General features: G+C 41.6%; 14 protein-coding genes. 10 read left to right on the top strand and 4 right to left on the bottom strand.

Translation table 11 applies throughout. From position 1 onward, the window contains the following. Positions 1-67 precede the first annotated feature (67 nt). The 8 genes from NO991_RS17545 to NO991_RS17510 all read left to right on the top strand — a co-directional run bounded on the left by NO991_RS17545 (position 68) and on the right by NO991_RS17510 (position 8,188). Positions 68-340: a lipid asymmetry maintenance protein MlaB gene (locus NO991_RS17545; RefSeq protein WP_054554447.1), complete on the top strand. Its 273-nt coding sequence runs from the start codon at positions 68-70 to the stop codon at positions 338-340. Between the two features lie 9 nt (positions 341-349). After that, on the top strand, positions 350-712 hold the full coding sequence (locus NO991_RS17540; protein ID WP_054554446.1) for a response regulator: 363 nt from the start codon (positions 350-352) through the stop codon (positions 710-712). Between the two features lie 15 nt (positions 713-727). Further along, entirely contained in the window at positions 728-2,809 is a 2,082-nt protein-coding gene (locus tag NO991_RS17535; RefSeq protein ID WP_138618444.1) for a chemotaxis protein CheA, read from the top strand. Beyond that, positions 2,806-3,291, top strand: coding sequence for a chemotaxis protein CheW (locus NO991_RS17530; RefSeq protein WP_054554444.1), 486 nt, complete (start codon positions 2,806-2,808; stop codon positions 3,289-3,291). The genes NO991_RS17535 and NO991_RS17530 overlap by 4 nt, the downstream gene beginning before the upstream one ends. Before the next feature lie 29 nt (positions 3,292-3,320). Beyond that, the gene (locus NO991_RS17525) at positions 3,321-5,648 is read left to right on the top strand and encodes a methyl-accepting chemotaxis protein (RefSeq protein ID WP_371352245.1); all 2,328 of its coding nucleotides are present in this window, start codon (positions 3,321-3,323) and stop codon (positions 5,646-5,648) included. A 64-nt stretch (positions 5,649-5,712) separates the two neighbouring features. Next, positions 5,713-6,531, top strand: coding sequence for a protein-glutamate O-methyltransferase CheR (locus NO991_RS17520; RefSeq protein WP_054554442.1), 819 nt, complete (start codon positions 5,713-5,715; stop codon positions 6,529-6,531). After that, positions 6,528-7,145 (top strand): chemoreceptor glutamine deamidase CheD, encoded by a 618-nt coding sequence (gene cheD / locus NO991_RS17515; RefSeq protein ID WP_054554441.1) that lies wholly within the window; start codon positions 6,528-6,530, stop codon positions 7,143-7,145. The genes NO991_RS17520 and cheD overlap by 4 nt, the downstream gene beginning before the upstream one ends. Positions 7,146-7,153: 8 nt before the next feature. Beyond that, positions 7,154-8,188: a chemotaxis response regulator protein-glutamate methylesterase gene (locus NO991_RS17510; RefSeq protein WP_371352244.1), complete on the top strand. Its 1,035-nt coding sequence runs from the start codon at positions 7,154-7,156 to the stop codon at positions 8,186-8,188. Here the strand turns inward: NO991_RS17510 and NO991_RS17505 are convergent. After that, entirely contained in the window at positions 8,175-9,206 is a 1,032-nt protein-coding gene (locus NO991_RS17505; RefSeq protein ID WP_235377643.1) for a polysaccharide deacetylase family protein, read from the bottom strand. The two genes, NO991_RS17510 and NO991_RS17505, sit on opposite strands and share 14 nt — an antisense overlap. On the opposite strand from NO991_RS17505, the gene dinF reads away from it, so the two are divergent. Beyond that, positions 9,183-10,517, top strand: coding sequence for an MATE family efflux transporter DinF (gene dinF / locus NO991_RS17500; RefSeq protein WP_371352242.1), 1,335 nt, complete (start codon positions 9,183-9,185; stop codon positions 10,515-10,517). The two genes, NO991_RS17505 and dinF, sit on opposite strands and share 24 nt — an antisense overlap. 1 nt (position 10,518) lies before the next feature. Here dinF and NO991_RS17495 read toward each other — a convergent pair whose 3' ends face one another. Continuing rightward, entirely contained in the window at positions 10,519-10,788 is a 270-nt protein-coding gene (locus NO991_RS17495) for a hypothetical protein (protein WP_054554438.1), read from the bottom strand. Between the two features lie 14 nt (positions 10,789-10,802). Further along, positions 10,803-11,378: a Fe-S biogenesis protein NfuA gene (gene nfuA, locus NO991_RS17490; protein ID WP_235373255.1), complete on the bottom strand. Its 576-nt coding sequence runs from the start codon at positions 11,376-11,378 to the stop codon at positions 10,803-10,805. Positions 11,379-11,522: 144 nt separating this feature from the next. Here nfuA and NO991_RS17485 point away from each other — a divergent pair, with 144 nt between their 5' ends. After that, on the top strand, positions 11,523-14,075 hold the full coding sequence (locus NO991_RS17485) for a M14 metallopeptidase family protein (RefSeq protein WP_371352241.1): 2,553 nt from the start codon (positions 11,523-11,525) through the stop codon (positions 14,073-14,075). Between the two features lie 6 nt (positions 14,076-14,081). Here the strand turns inward: NO991_RS17485 and NO991_RS17480 are convergent, their stop codons facing one another. Continuing rightward, the gene (locus NO991_RS17480; RefSeq protein WP_371352240.1) at positions 14,082-14,798 is read right to left on the bottom strand and encodes a ComF family protein; all 717 of its coding nucleotides are present in this window, start codon (positions 14,796-14,798) and stop codon (positions 14,082-14,084) included.

Here is a 14,798-nt window from a genome sequence, read left to right as displayed (position 1 = left end):
ATGGCAATTTCGTTTAGTCAGTCTAAGCTTTTATTATGAATTGTTTTAAGCAGGGAAGATTCAAATAATGTTAAAGCTCCCTATTGAATTAGCCATTACTCAGGTCGAAACACTCCATCAAGATTTGCTACAAGAATTGTCTGCGAATGACGATATTTGTCTTGATATTAGTGAAGTGACACGAGCTGATACGGCGTCAATTCAGCTTTTATGTGCGCTGCAAAAACATTTGCTTTCAGTACAACACAAAATCATATGGGTTGGTGAAAGCAAGCCTTTGCAACAAGCAATTACTAGTTTGGGTTTAAGCCATTATCTTGTGCTTGAAAATGCCAATTAAGAGGTTTTTATGAAGAGAATTCTAGCTGTCGATGATTCTGCATCAATGCGCCAAATGGTCAGCTTTACACTAAAAAAAGCAGGCTTCGATGTAACAGAAGCAAAAGATGGTAGCGAAGCACTAAATATCGCTAAGCAACAAGGTTTTGATGCGGTTATTTCTGATGTGAATATGCCTGTCATGGATGGCATTACTCTTATTCGCGAGCTGCGTAGCTTACCTAATTATAAATTTACACCACTACTAATGCTGACCACAGAGTCAGGGCTTGATAAAAAAACAGAAGGTAAAGCTGCTGGAGCAACAGGGTGGATTGTTAAACCATTTAATCCTGAGCAATTGTTAGCGGTATTGAAAAAAGTGATTCGCTAATAATAGGAGCGGGGCATGAGTATAGATCTAAGCCAATTTTTTGAGGTTTTCTTTGAAGAAAGCTTCGAAGGTCTTGATGCAATGGAAGCCGAGTTATTGAACTTGGTGCCAGGCGAAGAAGACTTGGAAACGATAAATACAATTTTCCGTGCTGCACACTCAATAAAAGGAGGCAGTGGTACCTTTGGTTTCAGCGCCGTTGCTGACTTTACTCATGTACTTGAGACTTTGTTAGATCAAATCCGTGAAGGCGCTCGTACCTTAACCGCAGAACACGTTAATCTCCTTCTCAAGTCGGTTGATTGCTTAAGAGCGTTGTTAAGAACATTACAAGCGGAGCAGCAGCCAGACTTAACAGAGGCTGATGAGTTACGGGTTAAATTTGAAGAAATTCTGGGCATGCGCTCTAAGAGCAAAGTTGTTCAGCAGCAGGCAGTTAGTAACGAAACTAACATAAAAAATACCTTTCAAATTGACTTCAAACCCCATCATCATTTATTTAAAACTGGCAATGAACCATTGTACATGATCAGTGAACTTGCTGAGTTGGGTGAGCTAGAAACACAAGCCTTTCAAGATGATGTCCCCGATATTACTAACCTTGCCCCCGAAGACTGTTTCTTATCATGGCGTTTTTTCTTAACCACAGACAAAGAGCAAAGTTGCATAGAAGAAATTTTTGAGTGGGTTGAGGATGACGCTGACATTGCTATCACATTGTGCGGTGGCTTGTTTGGTGATGAAGAAATTACAACGACTGAAACGGCTACAGCAGTTGTCGAACCAAAGAAAGAAGCCGAGCCTATTCCAGTTAAACCAACTACTGATACGAAAAAACCAGTACCCGTTAAAGCGACCACAGCCAATGCAGAGTCAACCTCAATCAGGGTTGGTATCGACAAAGTTGATTCATTGATCAACATGGTGGGTGAGTTAGTTATTACCCAAGCGATGTTAAGCCAGTTAGGTGAGCAAGAAATCACCGAAGCAACCATCGCCTCGTTACAAGAGGGCTTAGCGCAACTGGCACATAATACTCGTGACTTACAAGAAAATGTCATGCGTATTCGTATGTTACCAATAAGCTTTGTATTTAGTCGCTTCCCTCGGTTAGTTCGTGATATCTCGCAAAAGTTGGATAAACAAGTTGAGCTTAAATTGCTTGGTGAACAAACAGAACTAGACAAAACGGTGATGGAGAAGCTTTCTGATCCTATGGTGCATCTAGTGAGAAATTCCTTAGATCATGGCTTAGAGACAGTTGATAAGCGTGTTGCTGCGGGTAAAGACCCTGTTGGCACTGTGACGCTTAATGCATTTCATCAAGGCGGTAATATTGTTATCGAAATTATGGATGATGGTCAGGGGCTCAACACGCAAAAGATCAGAGAAAAGGCGATAAAAAATGGCTTGATCTCTGAAAGTGACGATTTAAACGATAACGAAATTAATGAGCTTATCTTTTTACCTGGCTTTTCGACAGCGGATCAAGTGAGTGACTTATCTGGCCGCGGTGTTGGTATGGACGTGGTTAGGCGTAATATCGAAGCGCTCAGTGGCTCGGTTGAGGTGGCTTCAGCGCCAGGTGTCGGTTCAACCTTCACCATCCGGTTACCTCTTACTCTAGCTATTTTGGATGGTCAATTGGTTAAAGTTGCCCAGCATACATACATTATTCCACTCATTTCTATTATTGAGTCACTACAAATTGATATCAGCAAAGTCAGTCGCGTCGGTAAAGATTTAGATGTACTTCGTTTGAGAGATGAGTACATCCCAATTTTAAGGCTTTACAATATTTTTAATCACAAAGGTGCGATAGAAACGCTTGATAGAACTTTGTTGGTTGTTGTTGAGAGCGATAATCAAAAAGTTGGTTTGTTGGTTGATGATTTATTATCACAGCAACAAGTGGTTATTAAAAGTTTAGAGGCGAATTATCAAAAAGTTGATGGTGTATCAGGAGCGACAATTTTAGGAGATGGCAGAGTATCTTTAATTATAGATATCAGCGGCTTAATTAAATTGTCAGGCTTAAGGAAGCCAGGAAGCCAAGAGTTAATTATTGAATCAAAAGCTAATTTGGAGGCGTCATGATTGTTGAGCACGATGACCTACAAAGTAAGCTGAATATCGGGCAAGACGAAGATATTAAACAGTTTTTAACCTTTTTCATGGCTGATGAAGAGTACGGTGTAGATATTCTTACGGTACAGGAAATTCGTAGTTGGGAAGAAATTACTGAAATTCCAAACTCACCTGACTTTGTTAAAGGCGTTATAAATTTGCGCGGCACTATAGTTCCTATTATTGATTTACGGCTGCGCTTTGGCTTGCCCGCTGTCACTTATGGACCGTTAACTGTCGTTATTGTACTGAAAGTTAAATTAGAGAGCACATGTAAAATTATGGGTATCGTGGTTGATGCCGTTTCGGATGTCTATAGCATTGCAGAGCATGAAGCGAAAGCGGTGCCGCACTTGTCTGACTCAGACAACACTCAATTTGTTGCGGGTTTAGTCAATGTGGGTGAAAAGATGGTCGCGTTACTAGACCTACAAAAAACAATGGACATTTAATTGGGTAGATTAACAAGAAGGTGAAGGGTATGGGATGGTTTAGTAGTCCTAAAAACGTTGAGTCAAATAATGATTTAGTTGTTGCAGCACTGAACAAATCGCTGGCAGTTATTGAGTTCGAACCAAGTGGAAACATAATCACTGCGAATGCTAATTTTTTGAATGCCATGGGTTACCGACTTGAAGAAATTCAAGGGCAACATCACGCAATTTTTGTTGATGACCAAGAAACTCAAAGTCCTGAATACCAACAGTTCTGGCAGCGCTTGCGCACAGGTGAATTTATGTCAGATGAATTCAAGCGGTTTGCCAAAAATGGTAAAGAAATTTGGATTCAAGCTACCTATAACCCAATTATTGATAGTAATGGCAATGTCGTTAAAGTTATTAAGTTTGCCAGTGATATTACAGCGCAAAAAGAGCTAGAAAAAAAATCTAAGCGTGATGCAGATCTGTCAAACGCGCTTCGGGTCTGCCAAGCCAATGTGATGATTGCTAATAATGACCTAGAAATTATTTTTGTTAACGACCAAGTACAAAAAATGCTTAAGTTTCGTGAAGAAGCTTTAAAAGAGGTGCTGCCAAACTTCTCGGTTGATAGCTTAGTTGGCACCTGTGTTGATGACTTTCATAAGCAACCATCTCATCAGCGTGAAGTACTAAGAACCTTGACCGAGCCTTTTAAAACAACGCTTAAAATTGCGGATTTAATATTTAGTTTAATAGCAACGCCGTGGCTCAGTGTATCTGGAAGTCGTCTAGGAACAATTGTTGAATGGCAAGATATCACTGATAGCGTGGCAAAAGCGGAAGCTGAAAAACGTGAAGCAGAAGAGAATCTTCGTGTTCGACGCGCGTTAGACCGTGTGGCAACCAATACCATGATTGCAGACGCCGGCAATAATATTATTTACATGAACGAAGCTGTTTTAAATATGATGAAAGCAGCTGAAAGTGATTTACGTAAAGACTTACCTAATTTCAACAGTAGTAACCTCATTGGTCAAAATATTGATGTGTTCCATAAAAACCCAGCACATCAGCGCAATATGCTGGCGAAGCTGAGTAGCACATATAGCACTGAAATATATGTTGGTGGTCGAACATTTGGATTAGTTGCAAACCCTATCTTTACGCCAGAAAACGAACGAATTGGTACGGTTGTAGAGTGGGAAGATAGAACAGCTGAAGTGGCGATTGAAAAAGAAATTGCAGGCCTTGTTGCTGCTGCCGGGAATGGTGATTTAGAAGCGCGTGTTGAAGAAGCGGGCAAACAAGGATTCTTCTTACGTCTAGCGCAGGGCTTGAATAGCCTAGTTAGTATCGTCGATGATGCAGTAAAAGACACGGGCAATATGCTTGATGCCATGGCAAATGGTGATTTATCAAAACGAATAGAACAAGAGTACCAAGGTTCATTCGATAAGTTAAAACGTGATGCAAATGCCACAGCTGATAAGCTTACTGAAGTGATTAATCGCATTAATACCTCTGCAACGCTCGTTGCCAGTGGTGCAGAAGAAATTTCGCAAGGTAATGCAGATTTAAGTCAACGTACTGAAGAGCAAGCTTCATCACTTGAAGAAACAGCATCAAGCATGGAAGAAATGACCAGTACGGTTCGTCAAAATGCTGATAATGCAAAAGAAGTGAATGAACTTGCGGAAGAAACGCGTACAAAAGCGCAAAAAGGTGGTGAAGTTGTCAATCGCGCCGTAACCAGCATGTCGGCAATTAATGAATCGAGTAAGAAAATTGCTGACATCATTAGTGTGATTGATGAAATAGCTTTCCAAACAAACCTACTTGCGTTGAATGCTGCAGTCGAAGCTGCACGAGCAGGTGAGCAAGGCCGAGGTTTCGCTGTTGTTGCTGGTGAGGTCCGTAACTTAGCACAGCGTTCAGCCGCCGCAGCAAAAGAAATCAAAGAATTAATCCGAGACAGTGTTGGCAAAGTTGAAGATGGTACATTACTTGTTAATGAATCAGGTTCAACATTGCAAGAAATAGTAACAGCAGTACAAAGAGTTACGGCAATGATCTCTGATATAGCCCAAGCATCAGAAGAGCAAAGCTCTGGCATTGAGCAAGTTAATAAAGCCATCGCTCAAATGGATGAAATGACTCAACAAAATGCAGCTTTAGTTGAAGAAGCATCAGCTGCGGGCGAATCAATGGCTGAACAAGCAAATGATATGCGCCGCTTGTTAAACTTCTTCTCGTTATCAAATAACGAAGTTGATATTTCAAACAGCGCTAGTTCAGCGCCAGCAGTTAAACAGCCAAGCTCACCAGTGCGCTCGGCACCAAAAGGCAACAATTTTGTTGATCCCAGTGACGAGTGGGAAGAGTTTTAAACTCTTCCCGACTTTATTCTAATAAGTTAATTGCACCGACTGTTACAGCTGCAGGGTCAAACACATGAAAGAGTTTTTATTAACGGATAATGATTTCAAGGCTATTTCTTCTCAGGTGTACGATGCGTGTGGCATTGTATTGGCGGAGCATAAACGTGAAATGGTTTACTCGCGTTTAGCAAGACGTATCCGCCATCACAAGCTAAAGAGTTTTAGGGAGTACTTAGGTTTTCTTGATGAGAATAAAGAGCAAGAGTTCAGTGAATTTATTAATGCTATAACCACTAATCTGACTTCTTTTTTTCGTGAGCCCCATCACTTTAATTACCTGAAAAATACTATAGTGCCAAAACTATTGGTTGGTAATGCAAAACAAAAGCGGGTAAGGGTCTGGTCAGCTGGCTGTTCCACTGGCGAAGAGCCTTATACGATTGCTATGACATTGCATGGTTTATTTCCACCCGATTGGGATGTGAAAATTTTAGCCACCGATTTAGACTCAAATGTACTCGCAAAAGCGCAGGCTGGCACCTATACCGCAGCAAATGTGAATGGACTAGACAAAAGCCATCTTAAGCGCTGGTTTTTGAAAAGCCACGATGGAGAACTTTATAAAGTAAAGCCCGAACTACAAAAGAACATTTTTTTTAAGCGTCTAAACTTATTACAGAGCTGGCCTATGAAAGGACCGTTTGATGTGATTTTTTGTCGTAATGTTGTTATCTATTTCGATAAGCCAACCAAAGACGAACTTTTTAAACGCTATCACGACTTACTGACTAACACTGGCTACTTATTTTTAGGGCATTCAGAGACATTAGGGAAGGATCATAAGGAATTTAAAAACTTAGGCCAGACTATTTACCAAAGGGGCGGATCATGAATAGCCACTTCCGGCCTGTTATATCTGGCTTTGAGCATGTGAAACGGTTTTGGGATAATCGTCGTGGGAAGGTAATTGCTAAGGTATTACCTGGCGAGTTTTATGTCTCTAAAACTGATGAATTGATCACGACAGTGCTTGGTTCATGTATTGCAGCATGTATTTATGATGAAGGCCTAGGAATTGGCGGCATGAATCACTTTATGTTGCCTGTAGAAAAAGGAGTCGATCCTAGTAATGCTCATAGTCTTAATTGTCGTTACGGTAACTGGGCAATGGAATATCTGATCAATGAAATCCTTAAAAACGGTGCTTCTAGGCGCAATCTCAAAGTAAAACTGTTTGGCGGCGGGAAAATAATCCGCTCAATGACTGATATTGGTGTTGGCAACATTCGTTTTGCAAATGCTTATATACTTGAGGAAGGTTTAGATTTAGTATCTCATGATGTCGGTGGGCCTTGGCCCCGAAAGGTGATGTTTGATCCTCAAACAGGTAAAGCCCAAGTAAAAAAAATGCGTGAACTGCATTCAGATAAGCTCGAAAAACGTGAAATCAAATACCTACACGATATCGAACAGCAAGATGCAGAAACGGATATTGAATTATTTTAGGAGAGCAAATGATCAAAGTACTCATAGTTGATGATTCTGCTTTGATCCGTGGTTTACTCAAGGAAGTACTCGAGCAAGCAGAAGACATTCAAGTTGTTGGCGCGGCAGAAGATCCTTATCAAGCCCGAGATTTAATTAAGCGCCTCAATCCTGATGTCTTAACGCTGGATATCGAAATGCCGAAAATGGATGGACTAAGCTTTTTAAAAAACTTGATGCGCCTTCGTCCTATGCCAGTTGTGATGATTTCAACACTGACTCAAAAAGGCTCACCCATTACACTGGAAGCCCTCGAAATTGGTGCTGTTGATTTTATTGCTAAACCAACTATCAATGTAACAGAAAACTTGCAGCGATATGCACATTTACTTCATCAAAAAGTACGCACAGCCGCAGGTGCAAGAATACGTGCATTTAAAGAAACAAAAATTGAAGACGATAGCGCCTTAACAGCACTGCAATTTAAGCCCAATAGTGTACTTGCAATTGGTGCTTCAACAGGTGGAACAGAAGCAATTAAAGAAGTGCTTGTGCGCATGCCAGAAAACTGTCCACCGATAGTGATTACACAGCATATCCCGCCGGTTTTTAGTACTTCGTTTGCGATGCGCATGGATAGAACCTGCAAAATTAGTGTTAAGGAGGCTGAACATGGCGATAAGTTACAGTCAGGTTGGGCGTACATTGCGCCAGGCGATCAGCATTTAAGTGTAGTGAAAAAAGCAGGCGGCCTATACTGCCAGCTTGATACTAATGAGTTGGTTAATCGCCATCGCCCAGCGGTTGATGTGCTATTTAACTCCTTGGTTGTGGCTTGCCCTAAAGCGGTTGTGGCTGCGTTATTGACCGGTATGGGCAGCGATGGCGCAAAAGGCATGCTCGCATTAAATCAAGCAGGAGCTTACACCATCGCGCAAGATGAATTATCGTCAGTGGTATGGGGCATGCCAAAAGCCGCAGTCGAACTCAATGCGGCTAATGAAGTGGTTCGCCTTGATAAAGTCACAGCGCAAATGCTAAGACAAGCAGTTAAGGTACAATAACCCAAGGTTGAGAGAACCAATAATAGCTGCCTTTCTTCGCGATAGAAGGGGCCGTGCAGTTAAAGCGAGAACGGCCTTTTTTCAGTTTTTCAGGTGATGTGATCTTCACCGTATCTTTACTAAGCCAGGTTAAATCAGCTTGACCAATACCTGATACATAACAAGCAAACTGGCTTTTATGAAAGTCCTGCATATCAAATTGCATCGTTAAACTAGGTGGGTTTTCGTCTGTCACACTATCTGAGTAGGTGAGCTGTTTGATAGTGAATGCTTGAGAGTCGAGTTTAGTGGCAAGTGTTTCAAGCTTTGAATAAAAGCCCGATGCTGGAAAACGTGGTAATCGGGTAAAGTCAGAATGGATACCAACAGCACCCGAATGCTGACCTATACCAACAAAGCCTAGCGATTTTACTAGTTGTTGCAATGAATTATTAAACTCGCCATAAGGGTAAGCGAGGTATTTATAATCATGGCCAATTTCTTCTTTAATTCGCTGCTGGGCAGATAAAATGTCTTTTTTAGTACGTGCAAGCCATGCTTCTGCACTCTCGCCTGGTTGTTTGCGATGTAAGTAATTATGAATTTGCGTATGGTTGCTAATTAAGGCACCTTTTTTCGATAGCTCCTTTAACTGCTGCCAAGTCATTACATAGCTTTTGCCTTCATCAATTAGCTCGGGATTGACGAAAATAGTGTACGGATAGCCAAATTTTTCTAAGATGGGCGCTGCTTCTTCATAGTTATTTTTGTAGCCATCGTCGAAGGTAATCGCGACGGTTTTATCTGTTAGCGGTTGGCCTGTTTGTAATGAGGTAATGAGTTCATCTAATGGAATAACGTTAAAGTTATTATCTTTTAAATATTGCATATGTTCAGTGAATGTTTCGCTACTGACACTGGTAACCGCAGGAAGGCTTTCACTGACGTGGTGATACTGTAGAATGACTGCACCATGGGCGCGCAAAGATAAACCTAACAGGACTGCAAATACTACATGAAACATTTTCTTAAACGTCATAAGGCACACCATAAAAGTTTACTGTTATTAGCCGGTCCGATGATTTTATCAAATATTACCGTGCCAATGTTAGGTTTAGTTGATACTGCTGTAATCGGCCACTTAGGAAGCGCTCACTATTTGGCTGGTATAGCGCTTGGCTCAGCAGTTATCTCGTTATTATTTTGGCTAGCAGGCTTTTTGCGCATGAGTACCACAGGTTTGGTTGCCCAGGCTTATGGTAAACACGATCACACCTTACTCGCTGAGCTATTAAAGCGCAGCTTGTTACTAGCAACAGCGGTTGCGCTGTTATTAATTGCGCTGAGTATACCTATTCAATCCTTAATGGCATATTTATCAAATGCGAATGAAGCCGTTTTAGAGCAAGCAAATAGCTATTTTTCGATTCGTATTTTTAGTGCGCCAGCTGCTTTATGTAATTTGGTTTTACTTGGTTGGATGCTAGGTGTTCATTATGGACGCGGGCCGTTTTATTTATTACTTATCACCAATATTACCAATATCGTGCTCGATATTTATTTTGTGGTTTTTCTTGATTGGGGTGTGGCTGGAGCTGCGTGGGCGTCTTTAATCGCTGATTATATCGCCCTTGCTTTTGCACTTATGTTAGTTGCTCAGCTCGCCAAAAAGCAAGGTGTCAATCTTGCCGTGAAAGCCTGGTTAAGTATTGCTAAGTTACTTGATTTGGTGAGCTTAAATCGCGATATTTTTATTCGCTCACTAGCACTCCAGCTGTGTTTTAGTTTTATGACTTTTTATGGCGCACGGATCGGCGAAACAACTTTAGCGGCTAATGCCGTATTGCTAAACTTTTTAATGTTGGTGAGCTTTGCGCTTGATGGTATTGCTTATGCGAGTGAAGCTAAGGTCGGTAAAGCGAAAGGTGAGCACAGCGCTAAGCAGATTAAGTTATGGGTTAATTTGAGCCTATTTTGGGGCGGGTTATTTGCGCTGTTTTATAGCTTTATATTTTTATTATTTGGTGAGGCAATTATTCGCTTACTTACCGATGTGCCCGAAGTTATCAGTCTTGCAACGGTTTACCTTCCTTGGGTGATTATATTGCCTATCGCGGCGATGGGCTGCTTCTTATTTGATGGCATATTTGTTGGTTTAACCCGTGCTAAAGATATGCGTAATACTATGCTATTTAGTGCTTTAGTGGGCTTTTTTGGACTGTTTTGGTTAGTGAGTAGCTGGCAAAATCATGGTTTATGGTTTGCGATGACCAGCTTTATGCTGATGCGCGGGTTAACGCTGTGGTTTCGCTACCGTAAAATTGTCAATAATCAGCAATTATTAGATTAAATTACTTCCACAAATCAGGGTCGTGATTTTTGGGTGAAGAGCGCTCTAAAACTTGCGCGAAGCGGTTGGCAAAAATACCTAAATAGCCCCAACCAGCAAAGAATAAAGCCACTGCGAGTATGACTAGGCCAATTAATTGAAATAGTGCGGGCCCATAATAACCTATGGCAATAAAAATCACGGCTAGCACAAACAGTGCTAGGCCGCGAAGAAAGCGTTTTAAGCTTAATTTGGGATCGCTACCTAAGCGAAATACCCATTTTTTAAGCATGCTTTAGATACCGGTTAGTAGTAAGAGTGCTCACCAGATTGGTGATCAGTAATGTCTCTTACACCGTTGATTTCGTCAAACTTGGCGATCATTTCTTTCTCGATGCCTTCTTTAAGTGTGACGTCAATCATTGAACAACCGTTACAGCCACCGCCAAATTGCAGTACCGCGATACCGTCAGGTGTAATTTCTACTAGGCTTACTTGACCGCCGTGGTTAGCGAGCTGTGGGTTAACTTCGGTTTCAAGCATGTGTTGAACACGCTCTTGTAGTGACGCATCATCGCTAAGTTTGCGTGCTTTTGCGTTTGGTGCTTTAAGCGTTAACTGAGTACCCATTTTGTCAGTTACAAAATCGATTTCAGCTTCTTCTAAGAAAGGGGCGCTTTCTGCATCAACAACGGCATCAAAACCATTGAATGGTAGACGAATATCAGTCGCTTCAACGGCGTCTTCTGGGCAGTAAGATACACCACACTCAGCCTGCGAAGTACCTGGGTTTACTACAAATACACGAATGTTTGTTTGTTCAGCTTGGTCTGCTAAAAGTTTAGCAAAATGAGATTGTGCAGATTCAGAAATAGAGATCATAAAACGGACTATACTTGACTAAATTACTCGGATACTGTGTATCATACTCCGCTCATCGTGTTGTCGCCAGTGTTGAGCGTAAAAAGTTGCATCTATTTTATCGAATGGTAGCGTTAAAACATCAAATAATTACGGGTGCTATCTATGCGTTTCATAATAACAATATTAACCATGCTAGTGAGCGTTAGCGCATTAGCAAAACCTCTTTCTTATTACTTTGAACAAGATGTGAAATTTGACCCAAGTATTCCGACTCCTGAACAGGTGTTAGGCTACGAAGTGGGTGAGTGGCATGTACGTCACGATCAGCTTGTGCAATATATGCAAATTCTTGCTGAAAAAAGTGACCGAATGAATTTTAAAGTAATCGGTCGTACTCATGAGCAGCGTCCATTGGTGATGCTAACAATCACAGCGTCCGACAAACTTGGCCAAGTTGAGCAAATTCGTAAGGCTCACTTAGCTCGCCTAAATGGTGAAGCAAGTGACTCAAGTAAGCAGCCAGCGGTTGTTTGGATGGGTTACAGTGTTCACGGTAATGAATCATCAGGTAGCAATGCGTCGTTACTGGTTGCGTATTACCTTGCAGCTGCACAGGGCCCAGAAATTGACGCCTTACTTAACAACACGGTTATTTTACTCGACCCATCATTAAACCCTGATGGCTTAGCGCGTTTTGCAAATTGGGCAAACAGCAACCGTGGCATGAAGTTATCATCAGATCCGCAAACTCGTGAGCATATCGAAAGTTGGCCTAGTAGCCGTACTAACCATTACTTGTTTGATTTAAACCGTGACTGGTTATTACTACAACATCCTGAATCACGTGCACGTATTGCACAGTTTCACCAATGGAAACCGAATATCCTAACTGACTTCCATGAGATGGGCCCAAACAGCACTTATTTTTTCCAACCAGGGATCCCAACTCGTAAGCACCCAATCACGCCTGAAGAAAATGTCACGCTGACTAAAGCAATTGCAAACTATCATGCAAAGACACTTGATGAGCACAACGCACTTTACTTCACTGAAGAAAGCTTTGATGACTTTTACTATGGTAAAGGCTCAACTTACCCAGACGTCAATGGCGGTGTAGGCATCTTATTTGAACAAGCGAGCTCGCGTGGTCACTTACAAGAAACGATCAACGGTCCGTTAAGCTTCCCGTTTACAATTAAAAATCAGTTATTAACTAGCTTATCGACATTCCAAGCAGCGATTGATAACCGTACAGACTTACTTGATTATCAAGCAAAATTTTACAACAAAGCAGTTGATCTTGCTGGTGATGAAGACTTTAAAGGGTATGTAGTTAAAGGCGGCGCTGATCAAAGCCGCATGCAATACTTCCTTGATTTACTTAGACAACATCAAATCAATGCGTACATGTTAGAAGAGCCGTTAAAAGTAAACGGTCAAAGCTTTTCTGAGCAGAGCTATTATGTGCCATTAGCACAGCCACAATTTCGTTTAATTAAAGCAATTTTCAGTGAGCAGCAGCGTTTTGTTGATAATACGTTTTATGATGTATCTGGCTGGACACTTGCTCATGCCTTCAACCTAGAATTTGCAAAGGTAAGCAGCAACTGGGGTTTAAATGTGGCAAAAATGCCTTGGCAGCAAAGTGTTAAGTCAAGCTTTGCAGCATTACCGCAAAGCTATGCTTACGCATTCAAATGGGATGACTACCTAGCGCCAAAAATGCTTAATAGCTTACTCGAGCAAGGCGTGAAAGCACGTGTGGCATTAAGCCCACTAACAGCAAAAACACCATCAGGTGAAATCGCTTTTGAGCCAGGTAGTATTCTTGTTCCTGCTGGTCTGCAAACTGATAGCAACTGGGTTAGTTATTTAAACCAAGCACAGAATGAGTTTGGCATTGAAATTACACCCATTAGTTCGGGCTTAACGGTGAAGGGGGCTGATTTAGGTTCTCGTGCAATGGCGGTTGTGAAAGCGCCTAAAGTATTGCTAGTGGGTGGTCAAGGAACTAGCCAGTATGAGCTGGGAGAAGTGTGGTACTACTTAGATCGTTTTGTTGGTACAGCGCCAAGCATTATCGAAATGGAACGTTTAGGTAACATCGACCTTGAAAACTACAGCCATATTATTTTAGCGCACGGAAATTTCAATCGTCTTGATGATGCGACTAAAGTGGCTATTAAGTCGTGGGTGCGTAAAGGCGGTGTTATTTGGGGTCACAAAGGCGGTGCTAAGTTCTTAGCCGATCAGCAGCTACTAAAAGCCAATTACTTATCTCGTCGTGATGTAGCGAGTGCCTTTGATACCACAGGGCTTAGCTATGCTGATAAAGATGACTTAGCAGGCCGTCAGCGTATTGCAGGGGCTATTTTTAATACCTCAGTGGATTTATCTCACCCACTTACGTATTCGCTGAACCGTAATACATTACCTGTATTTAAGAATAGCACTTGGCTACTTGAGAAGTCAGATGCTCCATTTGTTAATGTGCTTACTTACACAGATAAACCGCTTTTAGCTGGCTTTACTGATGACGTAAATGTAGAGCAAGTCGCGGATGCTGCTGGCCTCATTGCGCATTCATATGGCAAAGGCAGTGTGATAGGCATGACAGATAACCCAGTATTCCGTGGTTACTGGTACGGCACGAGTCGATTACTAAGCAATGCCTTATTTTTTGGTAATGCCTTTCATGCCTCTGGTGATAAATAATCACACTTAATCATAATGCAGGTTGCCTAACTCTGTTAGGCAAGTGAGCATAGCCCATATTTGCTTCGCCCCTGCATTTTTTATGGCTTCTGTCGCAGCATTTAAAGTTGCGCCAGAGGTCATCACATCATCAACAACTGCCACGGTTTTCCCTGTTAAATCTTGCTGACAAACAAAGGCATTTTGTAGATTTTTAACTCTTTTCGCTTTACTTAACTGTGATTGTGCTTTGGTTGCTTTTTGCTTGTAAAGAGCTGAGCTAACAGTGCATTGCTGGTTTTTTAAAACAGGCAGCCAAGTTTGGCTTACCTGATTAAAGCCGCGTGCTAAAAAGCGTTGATTATGTAATGGCAGCACAATAAAAAGGTCGGGCCAATTTGCATTAACTTGACGAGCTAATTGCAGCTGTTTCCCTATCACTTGTTGTAGTGCCACACGAAAATATTGCTGGTCATTAAATTTCAATTGCTTGAGCCAAAGTTTAAAAGGTGCTTGATACCACGCACAGGCAATTAGATGATCAAAATTACTATCAGGAAATGCATCACATATATCTGGTCGGTGTAACAGATTTGGATGGCGTGTAAGGTCAAATAAATTAAGGTCATCTAAACAATACTGACACAAAGCTTGATCAGCCTGTATGTGATTCTGGCAGCTAATGCAAAAGTTGGGGAAGAGTGCGTCTAGCCCTAGTTTTAAGGCATGAGGTAAGTGAGACAT

The sequence above is a fragment of the Pseudoalteromonas sp. DY56-GL22 genome, assembly GCF_041414715.1.
Lineage (GTDB): Bacteria > Pseudomonadota > Gammaproteobacteria > Enterobacterales > Alteromonadaceae > Pseudoalteromonas > Pseudoalteromonas simplex.
This window is presented reverse-complemented; position numbering and strand designations above follow the sequence as displayed.